The sequence below is a fragment of the Virgifigura deserti genome (assembly GCA_003576685.1).
Taxonomy (GTDB): domain Bacteria; phylum Pseudomonadota; class Alphaproteobacteria; order Dongiales; family Dongiaceae; genus Virgifigura; species Virgifigura deserti.
Genome location: QOZR01000001.1, coordinates 486750 through 502535 on the forward strand (window position 1 = coordinate 486750; position 15786 = coordinate 502535).

Here is a 15786-nt window from a genome sequence, read left to right on the forward strand (position 1 = left end):
TTTCGGGCAACAAGGAGGAGTGAGGGAGTCCGGCCGATGAATGAGGCTCATATGGCGACAACCGAGGGCGGGGCCGCCGATATCATCCGGGTCATGGAGATGATTCCCCATCGTTACCCGTTCCTGATGATCGATCGGGTCATCGATATCGTCGCCGATCAGAGTGCCGTTGGAATCAAGAACGTGACGATCAACGAGCATTTCTTTTCGGGTCACTTTCCGCGTCAGCCTGTCCTGCCCGGCGTTCTCATCATCGAGGCAATGGCGCAGACTGCTGCCGTTCTCGTGGTCGAAACGCTTGGCCGCAATTCGGAAGGAAAGCTGGTCTATTTCATGTCCGTCGACAATGCCCGCTTTCGCAAGCCGGTTGTTCCGGGAGATCAGGTCCGCGTCCACGTCGCCAAGGAACGCAATCGCGGGGCGGTCTGGAAGTTCAGCGGCGAGGCGCGGGTTGATGGCACGTTGGTTGCCGAAGCTACCTTCGCGGCCATGATCCGAGATGATTGATGAGCGGCATTCATCCGACAGCCGCCGTTGAATCCGGCGCGCGCATCGGCGCTGATGTCTTCATCGGACCCTATTGCTGTGTCGGTCCCGAGGTTGAGCTCGGACCGGGTGTCCGACTGCTCGCCCATGTCGTTATCGCCGGTCGCACGAAGATCGGAGCCGGCACGGTCGTGTCCCCGTTCGCGTCGATCGGTCATCCACCACAGCATCTGGCCTTTACGGGAGAGCCTTCCGAGCTTGTCATTGGTGAGCGCAATGTCATCCGCGAATATGTAACCATCAATTCGGGCACGGCACCCGGCCGGATGGGAACCCATATCGGCGATGACGGATTCTTCATGATAAGTGCCCATATCGCCCATGATTGCCGGATCGGCGATCATGTGATCATGGCGAACAACGCGACTCTTGGCGGACATGTGGAAGTTGGGAATCATGCGGTCATCGGCGGCCTTTCGGCGATCCACCAGCATGTTCGTATCGGCCAGCACGCGATGGTCGGAGGCATGTCGGCCGTGGCACAGGATGTCATTCCCTATGGTTTGGTTGTGGGAAATCGGGCCCAGCTGACGGGCCTCAATCTGGTCGGTCTGAAGCGTCGTGGATTTTCCCGGCCGCAGATCCACGCGCTGCGTGGCGCTTACCGCCAGCTCTTCGCCGATGGCGGCAATATGCTCGAGCGGCTGGAGGGGGTCGCCACCGCCTACAAGGATCACAACCTGGTGATGGATGTGGTCGACTTCATCCGCAGCGATTCCGCGCGCTCCCTATGCCGGCCGCGGGCAAGGGATGTCGCCTAAGCTCGGCATCCTAGCTGGCGGCGGCGCGCTTCCGCTCCGATTGATCGCAGCGTGCCGGGCCGTGGGACGCGATGTCTTCGTGCTCGCCTTCGACGGTCAGACGGATCGGGCGACAGTCGCCGACGTCCCGCATGCCTGGGTCCGCCTCGGCGCCGCCGGCCGGGCGATCGAGCTTCTGCGCGCCGCCGGTGTTGAGGAACTGGTGATGGCCGGCGGGATTCGCCGTCCTTCGCTGGCAATGCTTCGCCCGGACCAGCGTGCGGCGCGGTTCCTGGCGAAGGCCGGGGGCCGCCTGTTCAGTGACGACGGGCTGCTCAAGGCGATCATCGACATCCTGGAGCGAGAGGAGGGGTTTCGGGTGGTCGAAGCCCGGAGTCTTCTGACGAGCCTGACGGTTGGCCGAGGGCCTCTCGGCCAAAGACGACCGAGCCCGGAGGACGAACGGGATATCGCCTGGGGCGTGGAAGTGGCGCGGCAACTCGGGAGACTGGATATCGGCCAAGCCGTCGTGGTCTGTGACGGAATTGTTCTGGGGGTCGAGGCCGCCGAGGGCACGGATGCGTTGATCGAACGCTGCCGCGCCTTGAGGGGGGCCAAATCCGGCGGCGTTCTGGTGAAGGTCCTGAAGCCCCAGCAAGAGCACCGCGCCGACCCGCCGACCATTGGCTTGGAAACCGTCCGGCGCGCCGCGATCGCCGGCCTTCACGGAATTGCCGTCGAGGCCGGCGGCGCTCTGGTGATCGATGCCGAAGCCGTCGCGCAGGCCGCCGACGCGGCGGGCCTGTTCGTGGTCGGCATCGGAGTAGACAATTGACCAGCATCGACGGGCCGGTTGGCGCACCGAAGTCACCTGATGGCCTATCCGGAGACCCGCTCCTGTTCCTGATCGCCGGCGAACCGTCGGGCGATCTTCTGGGCGCCCGCCTGATGGGGGCGATGACCGCCCGGACGGGGGGACGGGTCCGATATGCCGGCGTCGGCGGCGATCTGATGAAGGCGGAAGGGTTGCACAGCCAGTTTCCGATGTCGGAACTGGCGCTGATGGGGCTCGTGGAGGTTCTGCCGCATCTGCCCCGCCTGCTACGCCGAATCGACCAGATCGCCACGACGATCCGTCGGATGCGGCCCGATGCTGTGGTGACGATCGATGCTCCGGCCTTCAACTTTCGCGTCGCCGCGAAGCTGCGCGGGAGCGGCATTCCAGTCGTTCACTACGTCGCCCCGTCGGTCTGGGCGTGGCGCCCCGATCGCGCCCGAAAGGTGGCCCGGTTCCTGGATCACCTGCTGGCGCTCTTGCCATTCGAGCCGCCCTATTTCGAGGCGCACGGCCTCGGCTGCACTTATATCGGGCATCCGGTTCTCGAGACCTTGACGGAACCGCCCGACGGACAGGCCTTTCGGCGCCGTCATGACCTCCCACCGTCGGCACCGCTGCTCTGCGTGCTTCCGGGCAGTCGTCCGGGAGAGGTTTCGCGACTGCTGCCGGTTTTCGGACAGACATTGGCAGTGCTGGCCGATCGCCAGCCGGGACTGCATGCCGTCGTGCCGACGGTCCCCTCCGTCGCGGCGGAGGTAGAGGCTGCGGCCCGAGGCTGGGCGGTACCGGCTTCGGTCGTTTCCGGCCAGGATCAGAAGCTCGGTGCGTTCGCCGCCGCCGATGCGGCGCTGGCTGCCTCTGGCACTGTCGTGCTGGAATTGGCTGCCGCAGGCCTTCCTACCATTGCCGCCTACCGGGCCAATCCGGTCACGGCGATGATGCTGCGTCGCCTCGTGAAGGTCCGCTACGCCACCCTGGTCAATCTGATTCTCGATCGGCCGGTTGTGCCGGAGTTTCTTCAGGAGCGCTGCACGGCCGACCATCTCGTGCCGGCCGTCGAGCAGCTTCTATCGAGCGGTGCGGCGCGCGACGCTCAGCGCTCCGGCTTTCAAGAGGCGCTTGAGGAACTTGCCGTACAGGGGCGACCAAGCGACCTTGCCGCCGCCGTGGTTCTGGATCTGGCGGCGCGCTCCAAACCCGTCGTTACCGGCTCATAAGCGAGGAGGCGGGGCGGCGATTCACGATGCTATCCTCATCGCTGCCCTGATCCAGGATGGTCTGCCAGTAGGTCTTAAGGCTGCGGGTGATCATCAGCGCCGCCTCAAGGGCGCGCCAACCATCCTCGCCGGACACCAATGGCGATTCGCCGGTGGCGATCGCATTCAGGAAGGCGGAAATCTCCTGTTCGAGAGCGTCGACGTCGCCGTAGTTCGTTTCCTCGATTTGGAGGTCCGCCACGGCGGGGAGTGCGCCGCTCCCCGAACTCTTTCGGACGATCTTGATGTTTCGTTTCAGGAAGTCGATCGTCATGTACGAGTCGCGCTGGAAGATCCGCATCCGCCGTTCGCTGCGCAGGCTCACGCGGCTGGTGGTGACGTTCGCGACGCAGCCGTTGGCAAACTGGATACGCGAGCTTGCGATATCCTCGGCGGCCGACAGGACCGGGGCGCCGACCGCATGGACCCACTCGATGGGGGCGTCGACGACGGCAAGGATCAAATCCAGGTCGTGGATCATCAGGTCGAGAACGGCATTGACCCCTGCCGCTCGCGGCTTGAACGGCCCGATCCGCTGCGCCTCGACATAGACCGGATTGGAAACCAGTTCCTGCATCACCCGCCCGACGGACGAGAAGCGTTCGAGATGGCCGACCTGCAGCACGCAGCCTCGGTCCTTGGCAATCTGGATCAAGGCACTGGCTTGATCGAGTTCGTCCGTTATCGGCTTTTCGACCAGGACATGGACGCCGTTCTCCAGGAACGTCTTGGCAATCTCGTAATGCGCCGCAGGCGGTGTCGCGATGCTGACGGCATCGACGGCACCGATCAGACGGCGATAATCGGTCACCGCCATGGCTGAATATTGTTCGGCGATCGCCCGCGCGCGGCTTTCGTCGATATCGGCGACGGCGACGAGGCGCGATCCGGGGAGGCGGGCAAATTTCTCGGCATGGAATTGGCCGAAGTGACCCACTCCGACAACTGCCGTTCTTAAGAGATTCGTCATGTTCCTCTGGGGGCTCCTTCGGACCGCCATACCCGTGTCACGCGCTTGACGGCCTGTAAGGTGAGCCGATCTGATGGGGTGCGTACAACCGGTCCGGCTGCCACGCCACCAGTATGCGCCGCCGCCGACCCTTTGCCGCGCGCCTCAGCGCTGTATACAATGGCAGATAAGGATGTTGCAACTCCAGGAGCAATGCAATGACGACGCAAGCGGCCAAAACCTTGGTTAATAACCGAAAATCGAACGATTTTCGGCTGCTTCACACGATGATCCGGGTTCGCGATCTGGATAAGTCGATCGATTTCTACACGCGGATGCTGGGAATGAAGCTTCTGCGGAAAAAGGACTACCCAAGTGGGGAGTTTACGCTGGCCTTCGTCGGTTACGACGACGAGGAGGCCGGCGCCGTGATCGAGTTAACCCACAATTGGGGGCAAAACGAGCCCTATGAGCTGGGGTCGGGATTCGGGCATCTTGCCATCGGCGTGCCTGACATTTATGGCACCTGCGAGGCGCTGGCGGCGGAGGATGTCCGCATTCCGCGCCCGCCGGGGCCGATGAAGCATGGTGGCAGTGTGATCGCCTTCATCGAAGACCCGGACGGCTACAAGATCGAGTTGATCCAGCGCGGTTGACGGAAGGAGGAGCGTTGCTCCCCCCACCTTAAGTCCTGATCCGATCTGATCGAACCGATATGGTCGGTGAAGCAGCCCCTAACTATCTGAACTAGAGGACGATCCACCGATCAGGTTGGGTCAGCCTGATCGGATCGTGCTCTAGCCGCGCCGATCCATCGGCACATAGTCGCGCTGGGGGTGGCCGGTATAGAGCTGCCGTGGCCGGCCGATCCGCTGCGAGGGATCCTCGATCATCTCGTTCCACTGCGCGATCCAACCGACGGTCCGCGCCACCGCGAACAGCACGGTGAACATCGACGTCGGGAAGCCGATCGCCTGGAGAATGATCCCCGAATAGAAATCCACGTTCGGATAGAGTTTCCGTTCGACGAAATACTCATCCTCGAGAGCGATCCGCTCGAGTTCCATCGCGAGTTCGAGGAGCGGTTCATTGCGACTGTCCAGGGCGTCGAGCACCTCGTGCGTCGACTTGCGCATGACTGCGGCCCGTGGGTCGTAATTCTTGTAGACCCGGTGCCCGAAGCCCATCAGGCGGAACGGATCGTCCTTATCCTTGGCGCGCTTGATGAATTCCGGAATGCGGTCCTTGTGGCCGATCTCCTGCAGCATGTTGAGAACGGCTTCGTTCGCCCCGCCATGCGCCGGCCCCCAGAGCGAGGCAATCCCTGCCGCGATGCAGGCGAATGGGTTGGCGCCGCTCGATCCGGCGATCCGCACGGTCGACGTCGAGGCGTTCTGCTCATGGTCCGCGTGAAGAATGAAGATGCGGTCCATCGCACGCGCCACGACCGGGTCGATCTTGTACTCCTCGGTCGGCACGGCGAAGGTCATGTGGAGGAAATTTTCTACATAATTCAGATCATTCCGCGGGTAGGTGAAGGGCTGGCCAACGGAATATTTGTACGCCATCGCCGCAATCGTCGGGATCTTCGCGATCAACCGGTGCGACGCGATGAGACGCTGGCGCGCATCGCTGATGTCGGTGCTGTCGTGATAGAAGGCAGACAGGGCGCCGACGACGCCGACCAGGACTGCCATCGGGTGGGCATCGCGGCGGAAACCTCGATAGAAGATATGGATCTGCTCGTGCAGCATCGTGTGGTAGGTGATGTCCCGCACGAACTTCGTCTTCTGCTCGGGCGTCGGTAGCTCGCCATGCAGCAGCAGGTATGACACCTCCATGAAATCCGCATGTTCGGCGAGATCCTGGATCGGATAGCCCCGGTAAAGAAGAACGCCTTCTTCGCCATCGATGAAGGTAATCTTCGATTCGCAACTGCCGGTGGAGGTGAAGCCCGGATCGTAAGTGAACAGACCGTGCTCGGTATAGAGTTTACGGACGTCGATCACGCGCGGCCCGAGAGTCCCCTCCAGCACGGGCAGCTCCCAGCTCGTGTCGGACGTGTTATCCTTAACGGTAACGCTGCTGCGCCTCTCGGGCGCGCCAGTTGTTGGGGTTACCTCGACCATATTCACCTTCTTTCTCATCACTTAAGCTGACTGCTCAAGATTGGCTGGCGCGACAATAGTGCCGATGCCCCCAATGATCAATTGACGGTTCTGTTCAATTAACCGTCCGCGCCTCTCCGACGCGGCGAGCATCGCCCAGGCGGGCCAGGGTCTCATCCCGCCCGAGAACCGCCATAACTTCGAAGAGCCCGGGCGACGTGGTGCTGCCGGTCAGGGCGGCCCGGAGCGGCTGAGCCACCTGGCCGAGCTTGACGCCCTCGGCGTCCACGAGCTGCCGAATCTTCTCCTCGACCGCGGCCTCGGTCCAGTCCTCAACCTCCGCCAGCAAAGCGGCGAGGCGGTCGAGGCGGGCCCTGGCCTCCGGTGTCAGGAGGTCGAGGGCCTTCTCGCTCATCGGAAGCGGTCGCGATCGGGCATAGAACACAGCATTATCAGCCAATTCCTCGAGTGTCTTCGCACGCGCCTTCAAGCCCGGCATGCCCAGAAACAGCCGGGTTCGCGCGGCCGCATCCGGCATGCCGTCCAACCGGCGCTCTAGTCGCGGCAGAACGAGGTCCACCAGTCGCGCATCATCGGCGGCCCGCAGATAATGGCCGTTCAGATTGCCCAGTTTGGCGAAATCGAAGCGCGACGGTGACCGGCCGACGCCGTCCAGATCGAACCAGGCGATCGCCTGCTCGGTGTCGATGATTTCCTCGTCGCCGTGGGCCCAACCGAGTCGCAGCAGATAGTTCCGGAGCGCTTCCGGAAGATATCCCATGTCCCGATAAGCTTCGACGCCGAGCGCGCCATGGCGTTTCGACAGCTTCGCGCCGTCCGGCCCATGGATCAGCGGAATGTGGGCGAAGATCGGCGCCGTCCAGTCCATTGCGTTGTAGAGCTGGAGCTGACGGAACGCGTTGGTCAAATGGTCGTCGCCGCGTATCACGTGGGTGATGCCCATGTCATGGTCATCGACGACGACGGAGAGCATGTAGGTTGGCGTCCCGTCGGCCCGAAGCAGCACCATGTCGTCGAGCTGTTCGTTGGCGATGCGCACTTCGCCCTGAACAAGATCTTCGATCACCGTCTCTCCGACCTGCGGAGCCTTGACGCGGACGACCGGCGGGACATCGGTGGGCGCTTCGGACGGGTCGCGATCGCGCCAGCGACCGTCATAGCGGACCGGCCGTCCGGCAGCGCGCGCCTCATCGCGCATGGCCTGTAGCTCCTCCTGCGTGCAGTAGCAGTAATAGGCCTTGCCTTCGGCAAGTAGCTGATGTGCCACCTCGGCGTGGCGTGCGGCTCTGGCAGACTGAAAGACCGGCTCGCCGTCCCATTCGAGGCCAAGCCACCGAAGCCCATCTAGGATGGCGTCGATGGCTTCTGTGGTTGACCTCTGGCGGTCCGTGTCCTCGATCCGCAGCAGAAAGCGCCCTCCGTGGTGGCGGGCGAACAGCCAGTTGAAGAGCGCGGTGCGCGCGCCCCCGATATGGAGGAAACCGGTCGGGGAGGGGGCGAAGCGTGTGATAACCGTCATGAGCAAACCGATCCAATGCACCGCACGGCGCGGCGGTGAGGGTTTACCACGCCCGCCCGGCTCGGCTCAATCAGGCTGCCTTCTTGCCCTTTGCCGAACCGTGCTCGGATGAGATACTCGTGTGACGGTTCCGAAGTTCGGCACATCGTTCGTGCCGAGCTTCGGAAGCTGAATCACACGAGTTTCAACTCCTTAGTGTTCCGATCGCGAAATTCAAATAATCGAATTTCGCGATCGGGACGCTAGGGCGGCGTGGGGGCGGCATCATGCGTCAGTTCGAGAGGCAGCGAAAGCGTTTCAAGGGGTATCCGGCACCGCTGCTCGGCGGCGGCTGATGAGCGAGAGCGTCGGCGAGTTCGCGGTTTCCCAAGGCGGCCAGCTGCGCGGTCGCAGTTGGTTCGCCGGAATGATCAGACCGCTCACGGAATCGCTTGCTGCCGAAAGCGATCGTTGGCCTCTGTGGGTCCCGGTCGCTGTCGGACTCGGCATCGCGTTCTATTTCGCCTTGCCGGTGGAGCCGCCTACATGGGTCGGTCCGGTGGGCCTTGGGACTGCAGGAGTCGCCGGCGTCGTGGTTCGCTGCCAGGCCCGTTTGCTTATTCTAGCCGCTGCCGTCGCAGCCCTCTGTCTCGGCCTCACGGCCGCGCAGATCCGTACCGCGATCGTCGATGCGCCGGTTCTGACGCAGGAGCTACGCGCGGTCATGGTGACGGCCCGGGTGGCGGAGGTGCAACAACTCCCATTCGGGAGCCGCCTCGTACTCGAACGGTCGCGGATCCAATTCCTGGCGCCGGAGAAGACGCCGAGGCGGATCCGGGTCCGTGTCGCGGCCCGCGACCAACCTCAGCTTTGGCCCGGCATGTGGGTGCGCCTGCGAGCAACACTCGCGCCGCCTTCGGCGCCGGCGGCTCCGGGCGCTTTCGACTTCCAGCGGCACGCCTTTTTCCAAGGCATCGGAGCCTCCGGTTTCGTCTTCGGCCATGCTGAGCCGGTTGACCCGCCCGAGGGCGAGAAGACGGAGAGCGCGGCTTGGCATATCTGGCTCGCCGAGTTTCGACAGGACGTCACCCGACGCGTCGAGGACGCGCTGCCTGGCGGCGTCGGTGCCATTGCCGCCGCGCTGACCACCGGCAGTCGCAATGCCATTCCGGAGGACGTGATCGAGGCGATGCGCGACTCCGGTCTTGCCCATCTCCTGTCGATTTCCGGTCTGCACATGGGATTGGTGGCCGGTATCCTGTTCTTTAGCCTGCGCGGCCTGCTTTCCCTCATGCCGCCCCTGGCGCTCGGCTATCCGATCAAGAAATGGGCGGCGGTCGTGGCGCTCCTTGGCGCGTTTCTTTACCTGCTGATCTCGGGCGGCACGGTGCCGACTCAGCGCTCCTTCTTGATGACCAGCGTGGTCCTGGTCGCCGTGCTGGTGGATCGCTCCGCCATCTCGATGCGCCTGGTTGCCTGGGCCGCCCTCGTCTTGCTGCTCTTCAGTCCGGAAGCCATGGTCGGGCCAAGCTTTCAAATGTCGTTCGCGGCCGTGGTCTGTCTGATTGCCGCCTATGAGGCGACACGGGACTATCGTCGTCGGCGCAGGGCGGATGCGGGATGGCTGCGGCGGTTCGGGCATTATGCCGGCGATCTTGCGGCAACCAGCCTCGTCGCGACTATCGCGACGGCGCCCTATGCCATCTATCATTTCAATCGCGTCGCGGATTACAGCGTGGCGGCGAACATGCTTGCCGTCCCGCTGACCGGCATCTGGGTCATGCCATGGGCCGTCGTCGCCTTTCTGCTGATGCCGTTTGGCTTCGAACGCTTCGGTCTGGTGCCGATGGGGTGGGGCATCGAGGCCGTCATCACCATCGCCAAGACCGTCGCTGCCTGGCCAGGCGCCGTCACGCTGGTTCCGGCAATGCCGGTGGCGGCGCTTGGGCTGATTACGCTGGGAGGCCTGTGGGTCTGTCTCTGGCAGCGGCGATGGCGCCTCTATGGGCTGGCCGGGATTGCGGCCGGGGTGCTCGCAATGGCGCTGGTCCGACCGCCCGATCTGTTGGTTTCCGGGGACGGCAAGCTCGTGGCGGTCAAGGACGACGACGGCGAGATACTGTTTTCGTCGGGCCGCGCCGCCCGATTCGATGGAGGGATATGGCTTCGACGGGCAGGGCAGAAGGAGCGCGCGCCCTGGCCGCGGGACGGGTACGGCGCCGACGGGCGTCTCGCCTGCGATACACTGGGGTGTATCTACCGGGCCGAAGGGCAGATTATCGCGATTGCCTGGAAGCCCGGCGCCCTCATCGAGGACTGCCACGTCGCGGATCTGGTCGTCAGTACCGAACCGGTCCGTCGAGCCTGCCCTTCGGCGAAGCGGGTGATCGACCGTTTCGATCTTTGGCGCGACGGCGGCCATGCCGTCTGGATCGAGCGAGACGGTGTCCGGATCCAATCTGTTCACGAAGCCCGGGGCGCGCGCCCTTGGGTCGTCGCCCCCCGCAGCGACCCGTAAGGGCGGGTTTCAAACCCGCCCGCTCAACCCCGCCGGTTTCAGCCCGACCCCGATCTCAATAGTGACGCATCAGGCCGATCAGGCGCCCCTGGATTTTGACCCGGTCCGGGCCGAAGATACGTATCTCGTAGGTGGGATTGGCCGGTTCCAGCGCCACCGAGTCTCCTTTGCGCCGAAGCCGCTTCAACGTCACCTCATTGTTGTCGACCAGCGCCACGATGATCGTTCCATTCTCGGCGGTCTGGCAACGCTCGATCAGGACCGTATCGCCGTCGAGAATCCCGGCATTGATCATCGAGTCGCCATCCACCTTCAAGGCATAATAGTCGCCACGGCCGAGCAGGGCGGCCGGCACGTCAATGGTATTGCTGTGGTCGCGCAGAGCCTCGATCGGGGTGCCCGCGGCGATCCGGCCGTAGAGCGGCAGCTGCACCACCTCGGCCTCGCTGCTCACCGCCGCACCGGGCAGGGCAGACTTGAAGTCGCCACGGATGACGTTCGGTGAGAATCCAGCACGCCCGCCGCCTTCGCCACGCCGGACTCCGACCTCTTCGGGCAGGCGCACGACCTCGAGCGCTCGAGCCCTATGGGCAAGCCGCCGGATGAAGCCGCGTTCCTCGAGCCCGGTGATCAGGCGGTGAATGCCGGATTTCGACTTCAAATTAAGTGCATCCTTCATTTCATCGAAGGATGGGGAGACTCCGGTCTCGTTCAAATGGCGGTTGATGAACAGCAAGAGCTCATGTTGCTTGCGCGTCAGCATTCTTCCCTCTCGGCGGGGGTCACCGGTCAGGGCTCCCGCATTCGGAACAAAACCTAAACATTTACCCTGTTCTAGTTTAGTTCTGTCCCGGCGTCAAGGCCGACGGCAGGATTTGAGCAACCCAAAATGCAAATTGCCTAAATGCCGATGGTGCCGCCGGAGAATGGGAGAATCGCCACGGTCGTACCGGCGGCTGCGGCCTCGGCATATGGCGGGCGAACGATCAGGCAGTCTGCATGGGCGAGGGTCCGCAGCATGGCGCTGTCCTGCCGCCCGAATGGGGTGGCGACAGCGCCTCTTTGCGGATCATAGGTCAATTCTGCCCGTAGATAGTCCTGTCGCCGGTCGTTCGCCGGAAGATCGGCGCCGAGAAGGGCTGTCGCGGTCCGGGCATCCGGCTCCGCCTGGCCAAGCATCGTCTCGATGACGGGGCGGAGGAAGACCAGGGCGCAGACGAGCGTCGAGACTGGGTTTCCGGGCATGCCGAGAACGGCCGTCGTCCCAAATCGGCCGAACATCACCGGCTTGCCGGGGCGCATGGCAATCTGCCAAAAATCGAGGCTCATACCGTGCTCGCGCAACACGCCATGCACCAGATCATGCTCGCCGACCGAGGCACCCCCGGAGGTGACCAGAAGATCCGCCCCGGCGGCGCCCGCCATCATCTGCTTCAACGCGGCCCGGTCGTCAGGGGCGATGCCGAGATGCAGCGCCGTGCCGCCGCAGGCCGTCACGAAGGCGGCGAGGGACAGCCCATTCGAGCCCACGATCTGGTTCGGCCCGATCGGCTCGCCCGGCATGACGATCTCGTCACCGGTGGAGAGGATCGCGATTCGCGGCCGCCGCGTCACCCGCAGCCAGGGCAGGTTCATCGCCGCGGCCAAGCCGATATCGCGAACCGTCAGCAGGCGGCCGCACGGCAGCCCGACATCGCCCGCTTTGAAATCCAGGCCGGCCGGCCGGACATAGCGTCCGGCGGTCGTTCCTTCGCGCACCAGAACCTTGTCGCCCTCGACCGTCACGTTCTCCTGAATCACGATGCTGTCGGCGCCAGCCGGCAGCGGTCCGCCGGTGAAGATCCGGACCGCTTCGCCCGCGCGGAGCGTCCCTTCGAAGGCGCCGCCCGCCGGGGCCTCACCCACGACCGTCAGCCGCACCGGAACCGTCGCCACATCGGCGGCGCGCACGGCATAGCCGTCCATCGCCGACATCGCGGCGGGCGGCTGCGTCACGCGTGCGACGGCATCCTCCGCCAGGACGCGGCCGAGCGCCTCGCCCAGGCCCACCTGCTCGCTGCCAAGCGGGCGAATCGCGGCGCAGATCCGGGTCCGCGCCTCTTCGACGGAGATCATCCCGCGGCCCCGTACTCGCCCGATTTGCCGCCCGCCTTGTGGACGAGGCGGATGTCGGTCAGCGTCATCCCGCGATCGACCGCCTTGCACATGTCGTAGACGGTGAGGGCGGCGACCGTCACGGCGGTCAACGCCTCCATCTCGACGCCGGTGCGGCCCGCCACCCGGCAGGTCGCCGTGATGTCGACCGCGTTCCGGTCCGGGTCCGCCGACAGGTTTACCTTAACGGAGGTGAGGGCGAGGGGGTGGCAGAGCGGGATCAGGTCCGGCGTGCGCTTCGCCCCCATGATCCCGGCAAGACGCGCGACCGAAAGGACGTCGCCCTTCTTGACGCCGCCGCCAGTGATCAGCGCCAGAGTTTCCGGCTGCATCAGGACGGAGCCCTTCGCGGTGGCGGTTCGGTCGGTGACGTCCTTCTCGGAGACGTCGACCATCGCCGCCTTGCCGTCCGCATCGAAGTGGGTGAGGCTGGCCATTCTGCCGGGCTTCTCAGGCATTCAATCGCTGGGGCGCGCGGTCGCCCAACAGCGCCCGAGTCGCGGCGGCAACGTCCTCCTGCCGCATCAGCGATTCGCCGATCAGGAAGAGGCTGGCGCCGGCGCGGTGCATGCGGGCAAGGTCGCCCGGTCTGTTCAGGCCGCTTTCGGCAACGGTCAGCCGGTCCCGGGGCACCCGCGGCGCAAGCTGCTCTACCATCGCAAGATCGACCTCCAGCGTTTTGAGATTGCGATTATTTATGCCAACGAGTGTACTCCGCAGCCGCAGCGCCCGCTCTAGCTCCTGCGCGTCATGAACCTCAACCAAGACGTCCATCTCGAACTCCTCGGCGGTCCGCTCCAGTTCGGAGGCCTGATCATCGGACAGGGCCGCCATGATGAGCAGAATGCAGTCGGCGCCGAGGCTGCGTGCTTCAACAACCTGATAAGGATCGAGAAGGAAATCCTTGCGTAAAACCGGTAAATCCACAGCTGCACGCGCTTCCGGGAGGTAAGCATCGCGGCCCTGGAAATAGGGCTCGTCCGTCAGGACCGACAGGCAGGTGGCGCCGCCGCGAGCATAGGCCCGGGCCAAGGCTGCGGGGTCGAAATCGGCGCGGATCAATCCTTTGCTCGGCGAGGCGCGCTTGATCTCCGCGATCAGCCCGTAATATCCCGCCGCCGCCGCGGCCGCCAACCGGTCGGCGAAGCCGCGCGGCTTGTCGGCCGCGCGGGCGGCCTCCGTCACTATCGCCAGCGGTCGCGCAGCCTTGCACCGTGCCACATGGTCGCGCTTGTCGGCGCAGATTCGGGCCAACACGTCCCTCACGCCGTCACCTGTCCGTTGGTGATCGCGGCAAGCCGCGCCAGGGTCGCCTTGGCCTCGCCGCTATCGATCGCCGCCGTCGCCATGGCGGCGCCGTCCTTCAGGTCCCGCACCCGATCGGCGATCACCAGGGCGGCGGCGCTGTTGAGGAGGACGATGTCCCGATAAGCGCTGCGCTCGCCTTCCAGCAGCCGCACAAGCGCGGCGGCGTTAGTCTCGGCGTCGGCACCCTTCAAGGCGGCCGGGTCGGCGCGCGGGAGTCCCGCCTCCTGCGGATCGATTTCGAAGCTCGTGACCTTGCCGTCCCGCAATTCGGCGACGTGCGAGATGCCAGTGGTCGTCAGCTCATCCAGCCCGTCGCTGCCATGGACCAGCCAGGCGCGTTCGGTGCCGAGTTGGGAGAGCACCATAGCCATCGGTCCCAGCCAGTCGCGGGCAAAGACACCGATGAGCTGACGGCGCGCGCCGGCCGGGTTCGACAGCGGCCCCATCAGGTTGAAGATGGTCCGCGTGCCGAGTTCCACGCGAGTCGGCCCGACATGGCGCATGGCACTGTGATGCCGCGGCGCCATCATGAAGCCGATCTTGACCTGCCAGAGCGCTTGCTTCACCAGGGCCATATCCGCGTCGATGTCGACGCCGAGCGCCGCCAGGACGTCCGCCGTCCCGGTCTTCGACGACGCTGCCCGGTTGCCGTGCTTGGCGACCGGAACTCCGCAGGCGGCGACGACCAGCGCGGCAGCGGTCGAGATATTCCATGTGCCTGCGCCGTCACCGCCGGTCCCGCAGGTGTCGATTGCGCCCGGCGGCGCCTCGATCCGGGTCATCTTGCTCCGCATCGCCCGCACCGCCCCGGTAATTTCGGCGACCGTCTCGCCCCGAACCCGAAGCGCCATCAGGAATCCACCCATCTGCGCTGGGGTGGCGTTGCCGGACATCATCGTCTCGAAGGCGAGCTCGGCCTGACTCTCGTCGAGCTGCTCTCCGCGCGCAACGATAGCCAGGAGGCTTTTGAAATCGTTCAGATCCGCGGTCATGCGACGGATGCCAACATTGTCGTCTCGTGCCCGGCCAGGCGGAGAAAGTTTCCGAGCAGGCGGTGGCCATGCTCCGAAGCGATACTCTCCGGGTGGAATTGCACGCCGTGAATCGGCAACTCCCGATGCGCCAGCCCCATGATTAGCCCGTCTTCGGTCTCCGCCGTGACGGCGAGGTCGTCCGGCAAACTCGGTCGATCGACCAGCAGCGAGTGATAGCGGGTGGCCGTGAAGGGCGTCGGCAGATCGCGAAAGACGCTGTCGCTGCGATGATGGATGGCGCTCATCTTGCCGTGCATCGGCGCCGGCGCACGGACAACCTTGCCGCCGAAGGCTTGGCCGATCGCCTGATGGCCGAGGCAGACGCCGAGGAGGGGGACCCGCGCGGCTGCGGCCGCCGTGACGAGAGGCAGACAGATCCCGGCCCGGTCCGGATCGCACGGGCCCGGAGAGAGAATGATGCCCTGCGGCGCCGTCGCCATCGCCTCGTCCACGGTGATCGCGTCATTGCGCTTCACCATGAGGGTTGCGCCGAGCTCGCCCAAGAAGTGGAAGAGGTTGTAGGTGAAGCTATCGTAATTGTCGATTAACAGAAACATTTCATTATCTTTTGACGCTTTCCTCAGGCGACGAAGCAGGCGATTGATCTAATTCATAATAAGTCCCGCGCGGCATGGGAAGCAAGGCCGCCCCGCCACGCTTTCCGACCCCACGCGAGCTTGAACGAAAAGGACATCCATGGGACTGGCGCCCCTCTTTATCCGTTGCAACGACATGCTATACATCCGGATCTGTCGGGCGGCGAGGGTTAAGGGGCGCAGGGATCGGAATGGGTAGAGGCCGAGGACGGCGCGCAGC

General features: G+C 64.6%; 15 protein-coding genes. 6 read left to right on the plus strand and 9 right to left on the minus strand.

The window, feature by feature from the left end:
• Positions 1 to 51: 51 nt before the first annotated feature.
• The 4 genes from fabZ to lpxB are packed head-to-tail and all read left to right on the plus strand — an operon-like array spanning position 52 to position 3341.
• Positions 52 to 507, plus strand: a complete 456-nt coding sequence (gene fabZ / locus DT069_RS02385) for a 3-hydroxyacyl-ACP dehydratase FabZ (RefSeq protein ID WP_425449942.1) — start codon at positions 52 to 54, stop codon at positions 505 to 507.
• The gene (gene lpxA / locus DT069_RS02390) at positions 507 to 1307 is read left to right on the plus strand and encodes an acyl-ACP--UDP-N-acetylglucosamine O-acyltransferase (protein ID WP_119458644.1); all 801 of its coding nucleotides are present in this window, start codon (positions 507 to 509) and stop codon (positions 1305 to 1307) included. The genes fabZ and lpxA overlap by 1 nt, the downstream gene beginning before the upstream one ends.
• A complete protein-coding gene (locus DT069_RS02395) occupies positions 1297 to 2121 on the plus strand; it encodes an LpxI family protein (RefSeq protein ID WP_119458645.1) in 825 nt (274 codons plus the stop codon). The genes lpxA and DT069_RS02395 overlap by 11 nt, the downstream gene beginning before the upstream one ends.
• A complete protein-coding gene (gene lpxB / locus DT069_RS02400; RefSeq protein ID WP_425449943.1) occupies positions 2118 to 3341 on the plus strand; it encodes a lipid-A-disaccharide synthase in 1224 nt (407 codons plus the stop codon). The genes DT069_RS02395 and lpxB overlap by 4 nt, the downstream gene beginning before the upstream one ends.
• On the opposite strand, the gene DT069_RS02405 is transcribed toward lpxB, so the two are convergent.
• A complete protein-coding gene (locus tag DT069_RS02405; protein ID WP_119458646.1) occupies positions 3328 to 4350 on the minus strand; it encodes a Gfo/Idh/MocA family protein in 1023 nt (340 codons plus the stop codon). The two genes, lpxB and DT069_RS02405, sit on opposite strands and share 14 nt — an antisense overlap.
• 197 nt (positions 4351 to 4547) lie before the next feature.
• Here DT069_RS02405 and gloA point away from each other — a divergent pair, with 197 nt between their 5' ends.
• Positions 4548 to 4985: a lactoylglutathione lyase gene (gene gloA / locus DT069_RS02410; protein ID WP_119458647.1), complete on the plus strand. Its 438-nt coding sequence runs from the start codon at positions 4548 to 4550 to the stop codon at positions 4983 to 4985.
• Positions 4986 to 5126: 141 nt separating this feature from the next.
• Here the strand turns inward: gloA and gltA are convergent, their stop codons facing one another.
• Positions 5127 to 6458, minus strand: a complete 1332-nt coding sequence (gltA, locus tag DT069_RS02415) for a citrate synthase (protein WP_119458648.1) — start codon at positions 6456 to 6458, stop codon at positions 5127 to 5129.
• Between the two features lie 94 nt (positions 6459 to 6552).
• The gene (gene gltX, locus DT069_RS02420) at positions 6553 to 7977 is read right to left on the minus strand and encodes a glutamate--tRNA ligase (protein ID WP_119458649.1); all 1425 of its coding nucleotides are present in this window, start codon (positions 7975 to 7977) and stop codon (positions 6553 to 6555) included.
• A gap of 334 nt (positions 7978 to 8311) precedes the next feature.
• Here gltX and DT069_RS02425 point away from each other — a divergent pair, with 334 nt between their 5' ends.
• Positions 8312 to 10474 (plus strand): ComEC/Rec2 family competence protein, encoded by a 2163-nt coding sequence (locus DT069_RS02425; protein WP_119458650.1) that lies wholly within the window; start codon positions 8312 to 8314, stop codon positions 10472 to 10474.
• 55 nt (positions 10475 to 10529) lie between these two features.
• On the opposite strand, the gene lexA is transcribed toward DT069_RS02425, so the two are convergent.
• The 6 genes from lexA to DT069_RS02455 all read right to left on the minus strand — a co-directional run bounded on the left by lexA (position 10530) and on the right by DT069_RS02455 (position 15527).
• Complete coding sequence (lexA, locus tag DT069_RS02430) at positions 10530 to 11237, minus strand: transcriptional repressor LexA (protein ID WP_119458651.1); 708 nt, start codon at positions 11235 to 11237, stop codon at positions 10530 to 10532.
• A gap of 137 nt (positions 11238 to 11374) precedes the next feature.
• Positions 11375 to 12589 (minus strand): molybdopterin molybdotransferase MoeA, encoded by a 1215-nt coding sequence (locus DT069_RS02435; protein WP_119458652.1) that lies wholly within the window; start codon positions 12587 to 12589, stop codon positions 11375 to 11377.
• On the minus strand, positions 12586 to 13065 hold the full coding sequence (gene moaC / locus DT069_RS02440) for a cyclic pyranopterin monophosphate synthase MoaC (RefSeq protein WP_119458653.1): 480 nt from the start codon (positions 13063 to 13065) through the stop codon (positions 12586 to 12588). Before moaC ends, DT069_RS02435 begins: the two co-directional genes overlap by 4 nt.
• A 13-nt stretch (positions 13066 to 13078) precedes the next feature.
• Positions 13079 to 13894 (minus strand): indole-3-glycerol phosphate synthase TrpC, encoded by an 816-nt coding sequence (gene trpC, locus DT069_RS02445; RefSeq protein WP_119458654.1) that lies wholly within the window; start codon positions 13892 to 13894, stop codon positions 13079 to 13081.
• Positions 13891 to 14928: an anthranilate phosphoribosyltransferase gene (gene trpD, locus DT069_RS02450; RefSeq protein WP_119458655.1), complete on the minus strand. Its 1038-nt coding sequence runs from the start codon at positions 14926 to 14928 to the stop codon at positions 13891 to 13893. The genes trpC and trpD overlap by 4 nt, the downstream gene beginning before the upstream one ends.
• Positions 14925 to 15527 (minus strand): anthranilate synthase component II, encoded by a 603-nt coding sequence (locus DT069_RS02455; RefSeq protein ID WP_119458656.1) that lies wholly within the window; start codon positions 15525 to 15527, stop codon positions 14925 to 14927. Before DT069_RS02455 ends, trpD begins: the two co-directional genes overlap by 4 nt.
• Positions 15528 to 15786: the final 259 nt, after the last annotated feature.

What these genes read in the sequence shown, in the direction of transcription:
- DT069_RS02435 (WP_119458652.1), bottom strand. Translation starts at nt 12,589, where the DNA reads ATGATCTCCGTCGAAGAGGCGCGGACCCGGATCTGCGCCGCGATTCGC.
- DT069_RS02455 (WP_119458656.1), bottom strand. Translation starts at nt 15,527, where the DNA reads ATGTTTCTGTTAATCGACAATTACGATAGCTTCACCTACAACCTCTTC.
- fabZ (WP_425449942.1), top strand. Translation starts at nt 52, where the DNA reads ATGGCGACAACCGAGGGCGGGGCCGCCGATATCATCCGGGTCATGGAG.
- DT069_RS02395 (WP_119458645.1), top strand. Translation starts at nt 1,297, where the DNA reads ATGTCGCCTAAGCTCGGCATCCTAGCTGGCGGCGGCGCGCTTCCGCTC.
- lexA (WP_119458651.1), bottom strand. Translation starts at nt 11,237, where the DNA reads ATGCTGACGCGCAAGCAACATGAGCTCTTGCTGTTCATCAACCGCCAT.
- gloA (WP_119458647.1), top strand. Translation starts at nt 4,548, where the DNA reads ATGACGACGCAAGCGGCCAAAACCTTGGTTAATAACCGAAAATCGAAC.
- trpD (WP_119458655.1), bottom strand. Translation starts at nt 14,928, where the DNA reads ATGACCGCGGATCTGAACGATTTCAAAAGCCTCCTGGCTATCGTTGCG.
- gltX (WP_119458649.1), bottom strand. Translation starts at nt 7,977, where the DNA reads ATGACGGTTATCACACGCTTCGCCCCCTCCCCGACCGGTTTCCTCCAT.
- lpxA (WP_119458644.1), top strand. Translation starts at nt 507, where the DNA reads ATGAGCGGCATTCATCCGACAGCCGCCGTTGAATCCGGCGCGCGCATC.
- DT069_RS02405 (WP_119458646.1), bottom strand. Translation starts at nt 4,350, where the DNA reads ATGACGAATCTCTTAAGAACGGCAGTTGTCGGAGTGGGTCACTTCGGC.
- DT069_RS02425 (WP_119458650.1), top strand. Translation starts at nt 8,312, where the DNA reads ATGAGCGAGAGCGTCGGCGAGTTCGCGGTTTCCCAAGGCGGCCAGCTG.
- moaC (WP_119458653.1), bottom strand. Translation starts at nt 13,065, where the DNA reads ATGGCCAGCCTCACCCACTTCGATGCGGACGGCAAGGCGGCGATGGTC.
- gltA (WP_119458648.1), bottom strand. Translation starts at nt 6,458, where the DNA reads ATGGTCGAGGTAACCCCAACAACTGGCGCGCCCGAGAGGCGCAGCAGC.